The following is an 18265-nucleotide window of genomic DNA, read 5'->3' as shown; positions in this document are numbered from 1 at the left end:
TAAGTCTCCCGGCGCGCCGACCTCATCGCGGGCCGTGGCCGACGAGCTCGCCCGGCCCCGGCAGGCGACCGTCGAACTGGCCCGACACGGTCGCGAGCTCGAACCCGCGCGCACGCAGCCCGTCGATCACGTCGGGCACGGCGGCGACGGTGTCGCCGTGCGTGTCGTGCATGAGGATGACGCTGCCGCGCGCGGCCTGTCCGACCGCGCGTTCGACGACCACGTCGACGCCCGGGTCCTGCCAGTCGCGGGTGTCGACATCCCACACGACGAAGGGCAGGTCGACGAGCTCCCGGACCCGCTGGTCCGAGGCGCCGTACGGCGGCCGGATGCTCGCCGCCCGGACGCCGGTCGCGTCGGCGATCGCCTGCTGCGTGCTCACCACCTCCCGGCGCACCTCGTCATCGGTGAGCTTCGTGAGGTCGGGATGGCCCCAGGTGTGGTTGCCCAGCTCGTGCCCGGCGGCCACGGCGCGCGCCGCGGTGCCGGGGTTCCGCGAGACGTACGCGCCCTGCACGTAGAACGTCGCGGGGACCCGCTCGTCGTCGAGCAGGTCGAGCAGTCCCGCCGTGAGCGAGGACGGGCCGTCGTCGAACGTGATGGAGGCGCAGGCCGTGAGGGTGCAGTCGATCGGGTCGGCGCCGGCCGGTGCGTCCGGCGGCGCGTAGGGATCGCCGGACGCCGCCGCCGTGAGCACGGTGCGACCGGCGTCCGAGAGGAACGGGGCGAGCAGCCGCGCGGGGAGGTGCACCGAGGTGGGGCCCGCCCGTGCGGCGCCGGGGACGGCGAGCGTGACGACGACGCCCGCCCCGGTCGCGGCCGAGTCGGCGAGCAGCGCGCGCGCCGAGGCGGCGTCGAGTCCGGAGAACGGGTCGTCGGCGGCCGCGACCCTGCCGGCCTCGCGGAGGCCCTCCGTGACGAGGCCGAGCACCCGGCGCTCGGTGCCCGCGTCGTAGAGGTCGGTGCCCGTCAGCACGGCCCCGCCGGCGGCGTCCGAGTACCAGACCTCGCGCTGCACCGTCGCGGACGCCCCCGGCTCGGTCGAGGTCACGACCATCCGCTCCCCGACGACCGGTCCGGACGCCACCACCACCGAGCACGTGATGGTGAGCCGGGTCGTCGACGGCGCGAACGCCGCACCGCCGGCGCAGGGCGTCGCGACCCCGCCCGCGACGAGGTCGACGCCCGGCGACCAGGTCGTTCCGTGCGCCGCGGCGAACCCGCGGACGGCCTCGGAGACCCGCGCGGTCAGTGCGTCGCCGAGCGCACTCGACCCGGGTGGGATCGCCCAGCGAGCCGTGACGCCGATGGCGTCGGTCCGCATCGCGGCCAGGCGAGGCACGAGCGCGCGAGACTGCGTCGCACTCGCCCGGGGTGGTCCCGGAACCACGCGGGGGCCGGTCGCGGGTGCCGGGACGTCATCGGTCTCGGGCGGTTCGGACGCGGACGTGGCGGACGAGGCGGGTGTCGCTCCGGGCTCGGCTCCCGCGCCCGGCGGGCCGAGTGCCGGGTCGCACGCGCTCAGCGCGAGGACCCCGACCGCCATCGCACCGACGGCGAGCATCGCCCGCAGCCGTGGGCGTCGCGCCGCCACCCCCATGCCCCCAAGCGTACGCGCGAGCCACGGGCCTTCCCAGTGACGACGCGGCGGCCGCGACGCGGCGATGGGCGCGGCGGTCGAAGCGACCTGCCGCGCCCATCGCGGATGCTCCGGCTGGACGACCTCATCGGCCGCTCCGCAACGGGGAGAGGTCGTCGTCGGCTCCGCCGTCCGAATCCGCGTGCTGCTGCATCGACTCGGCGTAGGCGGCCAGCCGCTGGCCCTGGCGTTCGGCGCCGGACGCCGCGTCGGCGGTCATGCCGTGCAGCGCGCGACGCTCGTCGGCCGTCCACGTGCGCGGCGTCGAGACGGTCGCACCGTGCAGTTCGCGTCGGACGTCCGCGGTGAACAGCGACGGCGACTCCGAGACGGGCCGGACGGCGTCGACCAGGGGTCCGACCCCGGTGAGCGGCGAGAGGTCGTCGAGGACGACGACGTGACCGCGCGCGAGACCGAACACGGACGGCGTGAGGCTGTCGCGGGATGGGCCGCCCCACGCGGCGGTGGCGGTGCCGCCCCCGATCAGCAGGGCCAGGGACCCGGCGATGATGAGTGCTGCGGACTTGGTGGTGCGCATGGTTCCGTTCCTTCCCAGTTCCGACCGGGTGCCGGTCGGTTTCGGGTCGTTGCCGACGCTACGGAGCACGCGCCGCGACGGGATCCGGGTCGTCCCGCCTCCTCGGCGAGGGCACCCCGGAACCCGCGTCAGGGGTGAGCGGCGGGCGCCCGGAGCACGCCCTCAGGGGTGGACTCGGTGCAGGCACGCAGGGCGGTCGAGCGTGTGCACGCCCCCCATCGACCTCTGCCGCAGGATGCCCGCGCGCCGAGCGAGTTCCACGCAAGATTCCCGCGCCGGGCTGCAAGCAATCGCGAAGGCTGCGAACGTAGCCTTGGACTGCACGCGGATGTCGCGCGCCCACACGCCGCCGATGCGGCCCGACCGATGAGAACGGAGGTTCCGATGTCACAGACCACCATGGCGACGATCGTTGGCGAACCCGAGGTCCTCGAGGACGGCGCCGGCATCGAGATCACGCCCGAGCTCATCGCCCTGGCCGACGGGGTCGAGCACGACGCCGCCTGGCTGCGGCTCAAGGAGTCCGCCACCGCGCTCCAGTCGCTGCAGGTCAAGGACGGCTCCGTCCCCGAGGCGTCCGACGTCGCCGCAGCCGGCGAGCTCGTCGACGCCATCGTCGCGTCGATCACGGAGCTCGCTCCCCGCTTCCCCCACGAGGCCGCGTACCTCGAGGCGCTCCAGGCCGACTTCCGCCGGTGGAAGGCCGAGGGGCTCGGCGTGCCGGACTTCCTCGACTCGCTCGTCGAGTTCCAGCCGCAGCTGCACCGCGTCGACGGGATCCGCCACCTGGTGGTCTTCCCGATGTACACGCAGAACGGCTCGTCGGACCGCCACGTCGAGGCGCTCGTCGTCGAGACCATCTGGCCGGAGTTCATCGCGCACCTGGAGGCCGGCGACTACGGCAACAAGCTGTTCGTGAGCCTGCGGCTGGTCGACTTCACCCCGGGGTACGACACCAACTCGGCGGTGCTGTTCCCCGAGACCGTGGCGATGCGCGAGATCCCGGCCTTCACGTGGGGCGCGATCTTCCAGGACCGCGAGGCCGCCCGGTACCGCAGGGTGGTCCGCGCGGCGTCGGAGATCACGAAGCTCGAGCTCCCGGAGGACGCGGCGAGCCTGCTCGACGACCAGGACCTGGCCGAGCGCACCTTCGTGATGTGGGACATCATCCACGACCGCACGCACATGCGCGGCGACCTGCCGTTCGATCCGTTCATGATCAAGCAGCGGATGCCGTTCTTCCTCTACTCGCTCGAGGAGCTGCGCTGCGACCTGACCGCGTTCCGCGAGTCGGTGAAGATCGAGCGCGGACTGCGCGCGCGGGTCGAGCAGGGCGAGGAGCTCGACGCCACCGGCGGACAGCTGCTCGAGCACGCGAAGCTCGTGCAGTACGCGGTCATCTTCGATCGGATCTTCCGCTTCGCGATCACCGGCTCGCGCGTGCGCAACTACGACGGGCTCGGCGGCCAGCTGCTGTTCGCGTGGCTGCACCAGAAGCACGTGCTCGACTGGACCGACGTGAAGCTCACGTTCGACTGGGAGGCCGTGCCGGACGCGGTGGTCGAGCTGGGCGACGCCATCGACGAGCTGTACTGGAAGTCGATCGACCGACCCAAGACGTCGCACTGGCTCGCGGCCTACGAACTGGTGCGCGGCGTGCTCACGCCCAACCCGGCCTCGGTGTGGGCCGACGGCCTGCCGCGCGAGGTGCTCGCCGGGCCGCCGAAGGGCTACACCGACCTCGTGATGGACGACGAGTTCCCGTTGTCGATGTTCTACGAGGCGCTCGACAAGAAGATGAAGCCGGTGATCGAGTCGACGGTCGGCATCACCGCCGCCGACGCCTGACGCCGGCCCGCACCACCCCTGCGAGCCACCCGGGACGACCCCTCGGCATCCGCCGATCGCCCCGGGTGGCTCGCGCCATGAGAGGATCCCCTACCGTGAACACCCTGCAGGACAAGGTCATCGTCATCGCCGGCGCCACGAGCGCCTCGGGTCGCGCCGTCGCGGGCGCCCTGGTCGACGCCGGTGCGAAGGTGGTCGTCGTGGGCACCCACCAGGGCCGCCTCGACGAGCTCGAGGTCGACCTCCCGGGCGTCGTCGGCGAGCGCGCGGACCTGACCGACGGCGACGACGTGCTCGAACTCGCGATGCGCGTGCACGCCCACGTCGGCGACGTCGACGGGATCGTGCACCTGGTCGGCGGCTGGCGCGGCGGCGGCGGCATCCCGGGCCAGACCGAGGAGGACTACCGCGTCCTGGAGCGCTCGTTCACCGCGCTCCGCTACGTCAGCCGCGTGTTCTGGGACGACCTGCTCGGATCCGAGGCCGGCCGCATCGCGATCGTGTCGTCGACGACGGTCGAGAAGCCGACCGCCGGCGGCGCGAACTACACCTCGGTCAAGGCGGCGAGCGAGTCGTGGATGCGCTCACTCGCCGACGGCATCGCCAAGGCCGAGTCGCCGGCCGCGGCCGTCACGTTCCGCGTGAAGTCGCTCGCCGGCCTCGAGCAGCGCCTGGCCGACGAGGTCGTCGCGCTGTGGTCGACGGATGCCGATGGGGCCGACCTGAACGGGCGGGTCACGACCCTCGAGGGCTGACCGGCCCGGGCCGCTCGGACGGGAGGCGGCACGCCGATGCATCGGCTGCGCGCCTCGGCTGAGCCCGACCAGCGCGATGCCGAACGCGATTCGGGATTCGGGTGAACGGCGGGTACGATCCCGAACGACCCGATCCGCCCGAACGAGAGCCCCCACTCCCATGCGCAAGCGCACCGTCGCGCTCATCACCGTGTCCGCCGTCGTCCTCGCCGCCGCTGGAGCGGCCTACTGGGCGGGCCGCGACCTCTTCCACGAGCCCGCAGCCAGGGGCGTCGATTCCGTCGTCGCCGAACTCGACGGCGAGCGCGTGCTCGGCGTCTTCGCCCACCCCGACGACGAGCAGACGGTCAACGGACTGTTCTGGCGCGCCCACCAGGGCGGCGCCGAGACCGCCATGATCACCGCGACGCGCGGCGAGGCGGGCCACCAGGTGCCGGTGGTCGCGAGACCGGACGACCTCGGCGACGTCCGCAAGGCCGAGGCCCTCAAGAACAGCTTCAACCTCGGCGTCGACGAGCACGAGGTGTGGGAGTACCCGGACGGCCGCGTGCTCGAGCGCTACGAGGACGAGCTCGTCGAGCGCGTCGCCGACGAGCTGCGGCGGTTCCGTCCCGACGTCGTCGTCGCCTTCTGGCCGGAGAGCGGCGCCACGGGACACCCCGACCACATGGCGATGGGGCGGGCCACCGAGCGCGCGATCGCCGAGCTCGCCGCCTCGGGCGGCTCCTACGCCGGCCCCGACCACCTCGTCTACACGATCAGCCCGACGAAGGCGCTCACGACGTTCGGCGGCGAGACCGGTGCGTTCGTCGCCGCGAACCAGCCCGAGCCCGACTACGCCATGCCGGCCGAGGTCGGCAAGAAGTTCGAGGGATGGCAGATCCACGCCTCCCAGCGCGACTTCATGCCGGCCTCGTACATCCTCCCCACCTGGGCGATCTACGCGCTCTGGGACCACGAGTTCTACCACGTGCGCGATCTCGGGGCCGACCCGATCGCCTGACCGCCCCGGCACGCGCGCCCGACGACCCGGGATCAGGACGTCTCGGTCGGCTCCGCGGCGTCGGCGGACTCGTCGGAGGGAGCGCCCGGCGTGACCGAGACGGCCGTGTCGGCCGGGTCGCGCTCCGAACGGCTGAGCAGGATGAACGGCAGCGCGAGGACCTGCACGCCGGAGGTGAAGAGCAGCGACGTCCCGTACCCGCCGAGGTCGGCGGCGCGGCCGAGCCCGGGCTGGATCGCCGCGGCGCCGGCGCTGCCGAGCAGTGAGTCGAACGAGAGCACGGTCGCACGCTGCTTCGACGGGATCATGTCGTTCAGGTACGACCGGTGGACCGGATCGTCGATCGACGACGCCACGCCCCAGACCGCGATGAGCACGACCGCCACCCAGAACTCGGTCGTGAACCCGAGCGCGACGAGCACGCCGGTGCTCGTGGCCGCGGAGAGGAGGATCACCGACGTGCGCTTGCGGAACCACCGCCGCACGAGCGGAGCGCAGAGCCCGCCGACGATGCCCGCACCCGACAGCAGGGCGGCCGCGAGACCGGCGATCGAGTAGGCGCCCTCGTCGCCCCAGAGCTCCAGCAGGTACGGCTGGAGTGCGTAGAACGCGAAGAAGCCGACGGCGGTGGTGAACGGCGTCGCGAGCATGAGCCAGCGCACCGGGCGGCGGCCGAGGCCGTACTTCAGCGACGCCCGGAGCACCTCGCGCGACGCGCGGACCGGGCCGAGGCCGCGCTCGGGCGTGAACCCGATGTCGTGCATGAGCACGGCGGCGACGACGAACATCAGCACGAGCACGCCGCCGCGCAGCAGGAACGGCACGCCGAGGTTCGTCGCCTGCGCGACCACGCCGCCGAGCACGGAGCCGCCGAGCATCGCGGCGCTCGAGACCACCATCGCCCGCCCGAACACCGTCTCGAGGCTGCCGCGATACGACGTCGCGGTGAGCGCGTCGACCAGCCACGCGTCGACGGCACCCGAGAAGAACGTGAACCCGAGCCCGAGCAGCACCGACACCAGCGCCCACGCCCAGAACGGCGACTCCCAGAGCCAGAGCAGCCAGTACAGGACCGTCGTCGCCGCGAGCGTGACCGTGCCGAGCAGGTACGAGGCCCGGCGCCCGACGGTGTCCGCCACCACCCCCGTGGGGATCTCGAACAGGAACATGCCGAGGCTGAAGAAGGCGTTCGCCGCGAACGCCTCGAGGTTGTTCAGGCCCGCGTCGAGCAGGAACAACGTGTTGATGCCCCAGATGAAGCTCGCCGCGAGCGTGTTGCCGAGCGTCAGCGTGTAGAACGTGCCCTGCACGCGCCGCGCCGCGCGCCCGCCGTCGTCGCCCGCGCCGGCGGTCACGAACCCGATCCCGTCGGTGCGGCCACGGGTGCCATCCTGCACCCGGCGCGCGCCGTCCGCCACCGGGGTCCATCCGGCCCTGTCGGCGGCGGCTCCGGCGGCGCTACGCTTCGCCCATGGTGCGGTTCCTGATCAATGTCGCGATCTCGCTCGTGACGGCGGCCGTCGGCCTGCTCGTCACCGCGTGGATCCTGCCGGACTTCCACCTCGACGCGGCGGGGTTCATCGTCGCCGTGATCGTGTTCACCGTCGCCCAGGCGATCCTGGCGCCGTTCATCTTCAACGTGGCACGCCAGTACGCCTCCGCGATCCTCGGCGGCATCGGCCTGGTCTCGACGTTCGTGGCGCTGCTGATCGCGTCGCTGTTCCCGAACGGCATCCGCGTCGACGGCATCGTGACGTGGATCCTCGCCACGCTGATCATGTGGATCATCACGGCGCTCGGCACCTGGCTGCTCGGCCTGTGGTGGCTGAAGGGTCGCGTGGACGACCGCCGCGCCCGGACCTGACGCCGGCGGCCCTAGGCGGGCTCGGGCCGGTAGGCGAGCACCGGGCCGGCGATCGAGACGCGCACCTCGGCGCCCCGGGCCACCAGCCCGGATGCGGTGACCCGCGCCCGCAGCCCGCGTCCGTCGGCGAGCGCCACGTGCAGCATGGCGTCGTGCCCCGTGTACTCGACGTCGGCGACGACGCCGTCGAGCTCGTCGCCCGTCCCGTCGCCGACGACCGTGGGGCCGTCGACCCGGCGGACCCGGACCTCCTCGGGGCGGACGAGCACGGTCACCTCGGCGCCGTCGTCCGGCGCGAGGCCCGCGGCGTCCGGCACCGGGAGCGCCCGCAGGCGACCGAGCCCGGTGACGACCTCGTCGCCGTGGAGCACGCCCGGCAGGAAGACCGCGTCGCCGACGAACCCGGCGACCCACGGGGTGGAGGGGGTCCGGTACACCTCCTCGGGCGTGCCGAGCTGGAGCACCTCGCCGCCGCGCATCACGGCGACGTGGTCGGCGATCGAGAGTGCCTCGGCCTGGTCGTGGGTGACGAGGATGCCCGTGACGCCCTCGGCGCGCAGCAGCTCGCGCACCGCGACGCGCAGGTCGGCGCGAAGCATCGGGTCGAGCGCGCCGAACGGCTCGTCGAGCAGCACGAGCTCCGGCCCGGAGGCGAGCGCACGGGCCAGCGCCACGCGCTGCGCCTGCCCGCCCGAGAGCTGGCCAGGGAGGCGGTCGGCCAGCGGCGCGAGGTCGACGAGGTCGAGCAGGCGGCGCACCTCGTCGGATCGTGCCGCGCGCCGTGCCGCGCGCGATGAGGCGCGACCGGCGAGCATGCCGAAGGCCACGTTCTCGCCGACCGTGAGGTGCGGGAAGAGCGCTGCGTCCTGCGGCACCCAGCCGATCCGCCGCTTCTCGGGTGCGAGGTGGATGCCGTGAGTGGTCACCATGCGCTGCCCGATCCGGATCTCGCCGGACTGCGCGCGCAGGAGCCCCGCGATCGTGCGCAGGAGCGTCGTCTTGCCGCATCCGCTCGGCCCCACGATCGCGAGCAGCTCGCCGTGGGGCACCTCGACGCCGACGCCGTGGAGCACGGCCGCCGACTCGTAGCCGACCGTCAGGTCGCGGACCTCGAGCCGGCTCACGCGATCGCCTCCCTGGTGGCGACGCGTCCCGCGCGCGCGTTGGAGAGGAGGAAGGCGGGAACCGCGGCGACCAGCAGCAGTGCGACCGCGTACGGGGCCGCCGCGCCGTACGCGGAGATGTCGGTGCGCTGCCAGAGCTCGGTCGCGAGCGTGTCGGTGCCCGTGGGGCGGAGCATGAGCGTCGCGGGCAGCTCCTTCATCGCCGACACGGCGGCGAGCAGGGCCGCGGCGAAGATCCCCGGCCGCGCGAGGCGCGCGGTCACCGCCCACCAGGTGCGGGCGCGGGAATTGCCGAGCGTGCGCGAGAGGTCCTCGAGCGAGGTCGGCACCTGCGCGGTGGCCGAGCGGATGGAGCCGATCGCCTTGGGCATGAACAGCACGCCGTACCCGAACGCCAGCACCAGCGCGGTCTGGTACAGCGCGGGCACGACGCTGAGCGAGAAGAAGACGAGCGAGAGCCCGACGACGATGCCCGGCAGGCCGAGCGCGAGGTACCCGGCGGACTCGACGGCGCGCACGAGGCGGCCCCGGTACCGCGCGGCGAGCACGCCGATCGGCAGCGCGAGCAGCACGGCCACGACGGCCCCGCCGGCCGAGAGCATCACCGTGTTCGCGAGCGCACGGCCGAGGTTCGCGGCGTCGAACGCCTGCACCGTCTCGGCGGTGAGCACCCGGCCGAGCAGCACCGCGACCGGGACGACCACCCCGACCGCGGGGACGAGCACGAGCAGGCCCATCGCGGGCGCCGTCCATCGGCCGAGTCGCACCATCCGCCGCCGCCCGACCGCGGGCGCGGACTGGATGCGCCGGGCCGCCCGCCCGCGCGCGACCTGCTCGCCGAGCACGACGAGCAGGGCCAGGGTCACCAGGAGCACCGCGAGCACGGCCGCCTCGTCGCGGCTGAAGCTCGCCGAGTAGGCCTGCTGGATGGCGGTCGTGAGCACGGGGAACCGGAACAGGGCGACGCCGCCGAAGTCGCTGAGCGTGTACAGGCACACGAGCAGCGCGCCGGCCAGCACCGCCGGCCGGATCTGCGGCCAGGTGCCCAGCATGAACGACCCGAGGGGCCCGCGGCCGAGCGTGCGGGCCACGTCGTCGAGGCCGGTGCTGCCGATGCGCAGGGCGGCCGCGACCGGGAGGGTGACGTACGGCACGGAGACGAAGCTCAGCACGAGCCACGCGGCCCAGAAGCCCTTCATCGACGGCTGCCAGGCGAGCCATCCGTAGGCGGCGAGGTAGGACGGCATCGCGAGCGGCAGCGCGGCGAGCACCGCCCACATCCCGCGCCAGCGCAGCCGCGCGCGGGCGAGGAGGAACGCGCTCGGCACGCCGAGCACCACGGCCGTCGCGGTCACCGACCCGGCCAGGAGCACCGAGTTGCCCACCAGCAAGGGGATCCGGGGCCGGTCGAAGACGGCGGCGAGCTCCGCGGGGTCGGCCGAGGCGACGCGCACGACCAGGTGGATGATCGGGATTGCCGCGAGCGCCACCGCCGCGACGGAGGCCGCGACGAGCCCCCACGGGCGGCGGGCGCGAGGCGACGCGCCCGACCCGGTCGGGCCGGGCCCGACGGTCGGTCGGGTCGCCGCCTCCGGCGCGATCCCCGCGACATCCATGGCCGTCGTCCGGTCAGATCAGGCCGTTGTCGGCGAGCAGGCGCTGCGACTCGCCCACGGAGTCGAGGTCGCTGAGGTCGAGGCCCGGGTTCAGCAGGGTCTCGATGGCCGGAAGGCCCTCGGGTGCGTCGACGCCGGGCAGCAGGGGGTACTCGAACGTCTCCTCGACGAAGTACCGCTGCGCCTGCTCGGAGACGAGGAACTCCACGAACGCGAGGGCGGCGGGGTCGTCGGCGGCGCCGTCCATGATGGCGGCGCCGGTGACGTTGACGATGCCGCCGGGGTCGCCGGGGAGGAACTTCAGCTGGGCGCGCATGTTGTCGGCGCCGACCTCGGCGGCCTGCCGGAACCAGTAGTAGTGGTTGATGAGCCCGATCTGCGCCTGCCCGGTGTTCACCAGGTCGAGGGACGCGAGGTTGTTCTCGGTCAGCTCGGGGTCGTTCGCCGCCATGCCCTCCACCCACTCGGCCGCGGCGTCCTCGCCCTCGAGCACGCGCAGCGCGGTTATGAACGACTGGAAGCTCGCGTTCCCGGGTGCGAAGGCCACCTCTCCGGACCACTCGTCGCCGGTGAGGTCGTCCACGGTGTCCGGCACCTCGTCCTCGGCGAGCTGCTCGCCGTCGTAGGCCAGGACACGGGCGCGACCGGTGACCCCGATCCACGAGTCGTCCTGCGAGGTGAAGCCGTCGGGGATCAGGTCGGCGAGGTCGGCCGGGATCGGCGCGACGAGGTCGGCGTCGGCGAGCGCGCCGAGCGCGCCCGCATCCTGCGAGAGGAACACCTCGGCCGGGGTCCGGTCCCCCTCCTCCAGGACGAGCGCGGCGAGCTCGGGCGTCGCGGCGTAGCGCGCCTCGACGCGGATGCCGGACTCCTCCTCGAACTGCTCGATGAGCGGGCCGACCAGGGATTCGGCCCGGCCCACGTAGACGGTGAGCGTCTCCTCGTCGTCGGCCGGGGCGGTGCACCCGGTCAGGGCGAGCGTGGCGGCGGCGGCGAGGCCGCCGGCGAGGACGAGTCCGCGGCGTGCGCGCATGGGCGTACTGGCTCCATCATCGTTCGGGGAACATGAGCGCCCGTCGGATGCGGGCCCAGGTTAGCTTAGCCTAACCTCCCGGGCCGGTCGCCCCGAGCGCGCCCCGGCCACGGCGGCCGGCGGACGCGCCGCGAGCGGGTCAGTGCGCGCCGAGCACCTCGACGGCGGCCGCGCCGGCGGCCCGGCCCTCCCCCTCCGTGCCCGTCGTGCAGGCCGCGAGGCCGAGCACGCTGCCGACGCACAGGGTGAAGCCGATGAGATAGGGGGCCATGGTTCGATCGATCACGCGGCCACGCTCCCCGGTCGGCACCTCCGCCGTCAACGGGTTGCGCCGGGGTTCATGGAACGTTCATCGCGATGCTCGGGGCCGGCATGGGCGCGCCCCCCGGCGCACCGCCCGGCTCGGCAGGTGCTCGCCGGTCTGGGAGAATCATCCGGTGACCCACGAGTTCCAGCCCCTGCACGACCCCGCCTTCCGCGGCTTCGCCTCCGACAACTACTCCGGCGTGCACCCCGAGGTGCTCGCCGCGATCGCGGGCGCCAACGGCGGGCACCAGGTCGCCTACGGCGACGACGACTACACCGGGCACCTGCACGAGGTGTTCGCACGGCACTTCGGCGACCCGGTCGAGGTCTATCCCGTCTTCAACGGCACCGGCGCGAACGTCACCGCGCTGCAGTCGATGCTGCCCCGCTGGGGCGCCGTGATCTCGGCCTCGACCGCCCACATCAACGTCGACGAGGGCGGCGCGCCCGAGCGGGTCGGCGGCATCAAGCTGCTCACCGTGCCGACCGAGGACGGCAAGCTCACCCCCGACCTCGTCGACCGCGAGGCCTGGGGCTGGGGCGACGAGCACCGAGCACAGCCGCTGGTCGTCTCGATCACCCAGACCACCGAGCTCGGCACGGCGTACTCGGTCGACGAGATCCGGGCGCTGGCCGACCACGCGCACGAGCGCGGGATGACGCTGCACATGGACGGTGCGCGCATCTCGAACGCCGCGGCATCCCTGGGGCTGCCCCTGCACGCGTTCACGCGCGATGCCGGCGTCGACGTGCTGAGCTTCGGCGGCACGAAGAACGGTGCGCTGCTCGGCGAGGCCATCGTCGTGCTGAACCCCTCGGCGTCCGAGGGCCTGAAGTACCTGCGCAAGCTCAACATGCAGCTCTCGTCGAAGATGCGCTTCGTCTCGGCGCAGCTCATCGCGCTGCTCGACGGCGACCTGTACCTGCGCAACGCCGCGCACTCCAACGCGATGGCGCGACGCCTCCGCGACGCGCTCGACGCCGGCATCGCCGCCGGCGAGCTGCCCGGGCTCTCGTTCACGCAGGAGACCCAGTCGAACGGCGTCTTCGCGACGCTGCCCGCCGGCGTCGCCGACCGACTCCGCGAGCGCGGATTCAAGTTCTACGACTGGGACGCCGCCCGCGACGAGGTGCGCTGGATGTGCTCGTTCGACACGACCGAGGCCGACATCGACGCGTTCGTGGCCGGCATCCGCGAGGAGCTCGCGCTCGCGGCGGCCTGAGTCGCGAGATGCACGCTCCGCGGACCCGTCCCGGAATACCGCGCGGCTCCATGCGTTGCAATACACCGGGCCGACGGTGTCCCGGCAGATCCGCCAGCGACATCGGAAGGCACCGTCAGCAATGACCCTCATCGACATCACCTCTCGCCACGTCCCCACCGACGCCCCGCTCATCGCGCCCCTCATCGAGCGCTGGAGCCCGCGCGCCTACGACCCCACCGCCGAGCTGTCCGACCGCGACGTCTCGACGCTGCTCGAGGCCGCCCGGTGGGCGCCGTCGGCGATGAACCACCAGCCCTGGCGGTTCATCGTCGCCCGCCGCGGATCCGCGGCCTTCGCGACCGTCCACGACGCGCTCATGGGGTTCAACCAGGCTTGGGCCGACTCGGCCGCCGCCCTCGTCGTCAACATCGCCGAGACGGTGGACGAGGCCGGCGAGGCACGCCCGTGGGCGAGCTACGACCTGGGCCAGGCGGTCGCGCACATGACCGTGCAGGCCCAGCACGACGGACTGCACACCCACCAGATGGGCGGATTCGACGCCGCTCGCCTCGCCGCGGCGTTCGGCCTGCGCGAGGGCCTGCAGGTCGTTTCGATCACGGCGATCGGCAAGGTGGGGGACGCCGCGGCGCTTCCCGAGCCGTTGCGCGAGCGCGAGGCCGCTCCGCGCAGCCGCAAGCCGCTCGACGAGATCGTCATCGCCGCGGCCTGACCCGCCTGCGCTCCCGGACGGGTCGGAGGTCGCGAGCCGCGGCGTCCGCCCCGTCCTCGGGGCCGGCCCGTATCGTCCCGCCTACGGCCGGAGCAGCACCTTGGTCGCGCGCCGCTCGTCCATCGCCGCATAGGCCTCGGCGGCCTCCGACAGCGGCAGCTCGAGGTCGAAGACGAGCCCCGGCCGGATCGCGCCGGAGCGGACGTCGGGCAGCAGTTCCCCGATGTAGCCGCGCACCGGCGCCACGCCGCCGTTCACGCCGACGTTGCGGCTGAACATCGGCCGCACCGGCAGCTCGGGTCCGCCGTTCGGGACGCCGACGTAGCCGACCGAACCGCCGGGGCGCGTCGAGCGCAGGGCCTGGTCCATCGACTCCTTCGTGCCCACGCATTCGAGGACCCGGTCCGCGCCGATGCCGTCGGTGAGCTCCATGATCCGCGAGACCCCCTCGTCGCCGCGCTCCTCGACGACGTGGGTCGCACCGAACTCGCGAGCGAGCGCCTGGCGGTCGGCGTGGCGCGACATCGCGATGATCGTCGTCGCACCGAGCCGCTTCGCCGCGATCACGGCGCACAGCCCCACCGCGCCGTCGCCGACCACGACGACGGAATCGCCCTCGCCCACGCCGGCCGAGACCGCGGCGTGGTGACCGGTGCCCATCACGTCGGAGAGCGCGAGCAGCCCGGGCACCTCGTCGTCGGCCACGGGGCCCGGGACCACGAACAGGGTCCCGTCGGCCAGCGGCACGCGCACGCGCTCGCCCTGGCCGCCGTCGGCGACGCCGCCGACCCGGTCCTCGCCGCCCCACCAGCTGCCCGACTCGCACGAGGTGCTCACGCCGTTCCGGCAGTGCGTGCACGTGCCGTCGCACACGTAGAACGGGGCGATCACGAAGTCGCCCGGCCTGACCTCGACCACCTCCGGTCCGACCTCCTCCACGACGCCGACGAACTCGTGCCCGATCCGGTGGGGTTCCTTCGTCGGGGTCACGCCCCGGTACGGCCACAGGTCGGACCCGCAGACGCAGGCGGCGACGACCCGCACGATCGCGTCGCCTCCGGTGGAGAGCTCGGGGTCGGGCACCTCCTCGACGCGGATGTCACGGGCAGCGTGGATCATGGTTGCGAGCATGAGGGCGAGCCTACGTGCCCCGCCCGACCGTTCCCTCAGACGTGGGGCACGAACTCCTGCCACGCCCGGCGCTTCTTCCGGCGCGGGTCGGCGACGACCCGATCCGCGCGGTCGAAGACGAGCGTGCGGCGGTCCACCTCGTCGTAGCGCGGCCAGTCGACGCCCGGTGCGCCGGATGCCGCGAAGCCCGCCCAATGGCCCCGCATGCGCCGCCCCACCGCCTGGAACATCCGGCGACCGCCGAGCAGGGTGAGCCCGGCGCCGACAGGGGTGTCGAACTTGTCGAACAGCGCGAACAGCTCGAGCCCGTGCGTGGCGTCGAGCCCGAGCAGGCGCGCCGTGCGCGGGGCCGCGTCGAACCGGTAGCACCAGGTCGGAGCCCACCTCGAGTGCCGCTCCGCGACCTTGATCGTCGGGAACCAGAACGTGAAGTCGCCGGCGAAGTCGGCCGCGGGGCGACGCTCGGGCAGGCCCGGGTAGCGCGCCTTGATCGCCTTCCGCGCCTTCTTGGGCGTGTTCGCGAAGATCGCGCGGATGCGCGGCTTCGTCGTGGGCAGGATGCCGATGCGGCCCTCGAACAGCGATCCCTCCCGATCGTTGGTGCCCACGATGAGCGGGACACGGTGGGCGCGCCCGTCGCGGAACGCGTCGAGCGGACGCTCGGGCAGGAACGCGCCGTCGATCACCGGCGCCAGCGCGATCGTGCCGGGGTTCTCGTCCGGCGTGCGGACGCAGAGCGCGGTCGTCGCGTCGGCGAGGCGCATCCCGTCGGCGCCGACGAGCATCGCCGCGGCATCCTCGGTCGATTCGCTCTGGAGGTCGTCGTCGTCGACGAGCCGGGCGAGGATCCGCACGTACTCCGCCGCCCATCGCTGCGCGACCTCGGCCGGGTAGACGGCGTTCGCCGGCGAGCTCTGGGCGATCGCCCGCGCGAACAGGCCCCCGGCCGCCGGGACGGCGAGGAGGGTCGTGACCGAGTTCGCCCCCGAGGACTCGCCGAACAGCGTCACCCTGCCGGGGTCTCCGCCGAAGGCGCGCACGCTGCGGCGCACCCACTCGAGGGCGGCGACCTGGTCGCGGAGCCCGAGGTTCGCCTCGATCGGGCGATCCGGCCGCGAGTAGGCCCGCAGGTCGAGCCATCCGAGCGCCCCGAGCCGGTAGTTGAGGCTCACGTAGACGATGCCGTGCTCCCGGACCAGCCGCTCGCCCTGGCGCGGGTACTCGCCGGACGAGCCGACGCTGTACGCGCCGCCGTGCACGAAGACCATGACCGGCCTGCCGTCGCCGGGACGTGCGTCGTCGGGCGCGATGACGTTGAGGCTCAGGCAGTCCTCGCTGCGGGCGAGGTGCTCCGCGGCGCCCAGGAACTGCCCTCGGCGATGCTGCGGCGCCACCGGCCCGTAGGCGGCCGCGTCGCGGACCCCGTCCCAGTCCGGGTGCGGCCGCGGTGCACGGAAGCGCAGGTCGCCCGCGGGGGCGGCCGCGTACGGGATGCCGCGCCACTGCCGCGTGCCGCGCCGTCGTCGCCCCCGCACCGCGCCCGAGCCGGTCTCGACGACGAGCGGATCCTCGCCCTGCGCTCCGCCCGCCACGGGACCGAACCTAGGTCGGGAGGGTGAACGGCGGGTGACCGGGACGTCCGGCGGATGTCGGCGGGATCGGGCAGAATGCGCTGGTGACGACGATGCGGGGCTTCTGGGGCGCCCTCCCCACCGAGGGTCGCTGGCTGCTCTCGACGGTCGCGATCCAGACCCTCGGGCGCGGGCTCACGCTGCCGTTCACGATCATCTACCTCACCGAGGTGCGCGGCTTCGACCTCGGGCTCTCGGGCGTCCTCATGAGCCTGATCGCGATCACGGCGCTCGCCGTCACGGGGCCCGGCGGCACCCTCATCGACCGGTTCGGGGCCCGTGCGGTGCTGCTCACCGGGTTCTCCTCGATGATCCTCGGCGCGAGCCTGCTGGCGTTCGCGACGCATCCCGCGGTCGCCGCCGTCGCCCTCGTGCTGATCGGGGTCAATTTCGGCATCTCGTGGCCGGGCTTCAACGCGCTCGTCGCGAGCGTGGTCGGCGGCGAGCTGCGCCAGCAGTACTTCGGCATCAACTTCGCCCTCGTGAACCTGGGCATCGGCGTCGGCGGCATCGTCGGCGGGTTCCTCGTCGACGTGCAGAACCCCATCACCTTCAGCGCCGCCTTCCTCGCCAACGCGGCATGCGGGCTCATCCCGATCGTGCTGCTGCTCGGCCCCCTGCGGCACGTCCGCACCCAGGGCGACCCGGGCGACGACGACGCCGGCACGACCGCCAGTTACCGTCAGATCCTGCGGATGCCGGCGGTGGTCTGGCTCACGCTCATCACCTTCATCTCGGTGTTCATCGGGTACGGGCAGCTCGAGGCGGGGTTCCCGGCGTTCGCCCGCCAGGTCGCCGAGGTGTCCACGCGCGTGGTCGGCCTGTCGTTCGCGGTCAACACGGGCGTGATCGTCCTCCTGCAGTTCGCCGTGCTGAAGCTGATCTCCGGTCGCCGCCGGACCCGCGTCATGCAGGTGATGGCGCTCGTCTGGGCGACCGCGTGGGTGGTGCTCGGCCTCGCCGGGCTGGTGCCGGGCAGCGTCGCCGCCGCGATCGGCGTCCTCGCGTACATGGGCGTCTTCGCGTTCGGCGAGACCATGCTGCAGCCGACCGTGCCGGCGATGTACAACGACCTCGCCACCGATCGCAATCGCGGGCGCGTCAACGCCGTCAACGCGGCCGCGTTCCAGGGCGGGGCGATCGCGGGCCCGATCGCGGCGGGGCTGCTCCTCGACCGCGGATGGGATGCCGCCTACGTCACCACCATGCTCGTCGGCTGCGCGCTCATCATGGTGCTCGCCCTCGCACTCGAACGTCGGATCCCGTCGTCGGCGAACGGCGTCGCCGACGAACCCCCGGTCGCCGCCCCGTCGTCGCAGGGGGAGGCGGCCGGGGCACCGCCCGAGGAAGCTCGGTGACCCGGCGCCGGCCGACCTTCGGGCGGGCCGGCGCCGATCACGGCTCCTCGATGATCTCGGCGTCGATCACGTCGTGGTCGCCACCCTCGGGTGCATCGCCCGGGGCGTCGGCCCTGGTGACCGACAGGTGGTCCCCGCCGTCGGCGAGGCCCACCACGACCGTGTCGCCGTCGCGGATCTCGCCCGCGAGCAGCGAGCGAGCGAGCCGGTCGGCCACCTCGGTCTGGATGAGCCGGCGCAGCGGACGCGCACCGAACAGCGGGTCGTAGCCGCGCTCCGACAGCCAGGTGCGCGCGTCGGGAGTGACCCCGAGCTCGAGCCGGCGCTCGTGCAGCCGAGCGGTGAGCCGGTCGATCTGCAGGTTCACGATCTCGCCGAGCTCCTGCTCGCTGAGGGTCGAGAACACCACGAGGTCGTCGAGGCGGTTCACGAACTCGGGCTTGAACGACTGCCGCACGGCGGCCATCACGGCGCCCTCCTTCTC

The 18265-nt window shown here is 73.4% G+C and carries 17 protein-coding genes; 7 read left to right on the top strand and 10 right to left on the bottom strand.

Annotated elements, in window-relative coordinates; translation table 11 throughout:
• Positions 1 to 22: 22 nt before the first annotated feature.
• On the bottom strand, positions 23 to 1324 hold the full coding sequence (locus ABME01_RS00085) for a polysaccharide deacetylase family protein (protein ID WP_353826297.1): 1302 nt from the start codon (positions 1322 to 1324) through the stop codon (positions 23 to 25).
• A gap of 400 nt (positions 1325 to 1724) precedes the next feature.
• Positions 1725 to 2177 carry a hypothetical protein gene (locus ABME01_RS00080; RefSeq protein WP_353826296.1) on the bottom strand — a complete coding sequence of 151 codons (453 nt, stop codon included), beginning with the start codon at positions 2175 to 2177 and terminating at the stop codon, positions 1725 to 1727.
• Between the two features lie 384 nt (positions 2178 to 2561).
• Between ABME01_RS00080 and ABME01_RS00075 the strand changes: the two genes are divergently transcribed.
• The 3 genes from ABME01_RS00075 to ABME01_RS00065 all read left to right on the top strand — a co-directional run bounded on the left by ABME01_RS00075 (position 2562) and on the right by ABME01_RS00065 (position 5783).
• Positions 2562 to 4025: a DUF6421 family protein gene (locus tag ABME01_RS00075; RefSeq protein WP_353826295.1), complete on the top strand. Its 1464-nt coding sequence runs from the start codon at positions 2562 to 2564 to the stop codon at positions 4023 to 4025.
• A gap of 95 nt (positions 4026 to 4120) precedes the next feature.
• A complete protein-coding gene (locus tag ABME01_RS00070; RefSeq protein WP_353826294.1) occupies positions 4121 to 4780 on the top strand; it encodes an SDR family NAD(P)-dependent oxidoreductase in 660 nt (219 codons plus the stop codon).
• A 160-nt stretch (positions 4781 to 4940) separates the two neighbouring features.
• Positions 4941 to 5783, top strand: a complete 843-nt coding sequence (locus tag ABME01_RS00065; protein ID WP_353826293.1) for a PIG-L deacetylase family protein — start codon at positions 4941 to 4943, stop codon at positions 5781 to 5783.
• A 32-nt stretch (positions 5784 to 5815) separates the two neighbouring features.
• On the opposite strand, the gene ABME01_RS00060 is transcribed toward ABME01_RS00065, so the two are convergent.
• A complete protein-coding gene (locus ABME01_RS00060) occupies positions 5816 to 7093 on the bottom strand; it encodes an MFS transporter (protein WP_353826589.1) in 1278 nt (425 codons plus the stop codon).
• Between the two features lie 161 nt (positions 7094 to 7254).
• Here ABME01_RS00060 and ABME01_RS00055 point away from each other — a divergent pair, with 161 nt between their 5' ends.
• Positions 7255 to 7647 carry a phage holin family protein gene (locus ABME01_RS00055; protein ID WP_353826292.1) on the top strand — a complete coding sequence of 131 codons (393 nt, stop codon included), beginning with the start codon at positions 7255 to 7257 and terminating at the stop codon, positions 7645 to 7647.
• Positions 7648 to 7658: 11 nt separating this feature from the next.
• On the opposite strand, the gene ABME01_RS00050 is transcribed toward ABME01_RS00055, so the two are convergent.
• The 4 genes from ABME01_RS00050 to ABME01_RS00035 all read right to left on the bottom strand — a co-directional run bounded on the left by ABME01_RS00050 (position 7659) and on the right by ABME01_RS00035 (position 11706).
• A complete protein-coding gene (locus ABME01_RS00050; RefSeq protein ID WP_353826291.1) occupies positions 7659 to 8771 on the bottom strand; it encodes an ABC transporter ATP-binding protein in 1113 nt (370 codons plus the stop codon).
• Positions 8768 to 10387: an ABC transporter permease gene (locus tag ABME01_RS00045; RefSeq protein ID WP_353826290.1), complete on the bottom strand. Its 1620-nt coding sequence runs from the start codon at positions 10385 to 10387 to the stop codon at positions 8768 to 8770. The genes ABME01_RS00050 and ABME01_RS00045 overlap by 4 nt, the downstream gene beginning before the upstream one ends.
• Positions 10388 to 10400: 13 nt before the next feature.
• Positions 10401 to 11420, bottom strand: a complete 1020-nt coding sequence (locus tag ABME01_RS00040) for an extracellular solute-binding protein (protein WP_353826289.1) — start codon at positions 11418 to 11420, stop codon at positions 10401 to 10403.
• Between the two features lie 139 nt (positions 11421 to 11559).
• Positions 11560 to 11706: a hypothetical protein gene (locus tag ABME01_RS00035; protein WP_353826288.1), complete on the bottom strand. Its 147-nt coding sequence runs from the start codon at positions 11704 to 11706 to the stop codon at positions 11560 to 11562.
• Between the two features lie 151 nt (positions 11707 to 11857).
• Here ABME01_RS00035 and ABME01_RS00030 point away from each other — a divergent pair, with 151 nt between their 5' ends.
• Both ABME01_RS00030 and ABME01_RS00025 read left to right on the top strand, forming a co-directional pair.
• The gene (locus ABME01_RS00030; RefSeq protein ID WP_353826287.1) at positions 11858 to 12949 is read left to right on the top strand and encodes a threonine aldolase family protein; all 1092 of its coding nucleotides are present in this window, start codon (positions 11858 to 11860) and stop codon (positions 12947 to 12949) included.
• A 121-nt stretch (positions 12950 to 13070) separates the two neighbouring features.
• Positions 13071 to 13661 (top strand): nitroreductase family protein, encoded by a 591-nt coding sequence (locus tag ABME01_RS00025; RefSeq protein WP_353826286.1) that lies wholly within the window; start codon positions 13071 to 13073, stop codon positions 13659 to 13661.
• Between the two features lie 81 nt (positions 13662 to 13742).
• On the opposite strand, the gene ABME01_RS00020 is transcribed toward ABME01_RS00025, so the two are convergent.
• Positions 13743 to 14792, bottom strand: coding sequence for a zinc-dependent alcohol dehydrogenase family protein (locus ABME01_RS00020; protein ID WP_353826285.1), 1050 nt, complete (start codon positions 14790 to 14792; stop codon positions 13743 to 13745).
• Between the two features lie 35 nt (positions 14793 to 14827).
• The gene (locus ABME01_RS00015; protein ID WP_353826284.1) at positions 14828 to 16384 is read right to left on the bottom strand and encodes a carboxylesterase/lipase family protein; all 1557 of its coding nucleotides are present in this window, start codon (positions 16382 to 16384) and stop codon (positions 14828 to 14830) included.
• Positions 16385 to 16476: 92 nt separating this feature from the next.
• Between ABME01_RS00015 and ABME01_RS00010 the strand changes: the two genes are divergently transcribed.
• The gene (locus tag ABME01_RS00010) at positions 16477 to 17781 is read left to right on the top strand and encodes an MFS transporter (protein WP_353826588.1); all 1305 of its coding nucleotides are present in this window, start codon (positions 16477 to 16479) and stop codon (positions 17779 to 17781) included.
• Between the two features lie 37 nt (positions 17782 to 17818).
• Here ABME01_RS00010 and ABME01_RS00005 read toward each other — a convergent pair.
• A partial coding sequence (locus ABME01_RS00005) for a ClpB D2-like domain containing protein (RefSeq protein ID WP_495532339.1) occupies positions 17819 to 18265 on the bottom strand: 447 nt, incomplete at its 5' end.

The organism is Agromyces litoreus, from assembly GCF_040496015.1.
Classification (GTDB): Bacteria; Actinomycetota; Actinomycetes; order Actinomycetales; family Microbacteriaceae; genus Agromyces; species Agromyces litoreus.
This window is presented reverse-complemented; position numbering and strand designations above follow the sequence as displayed.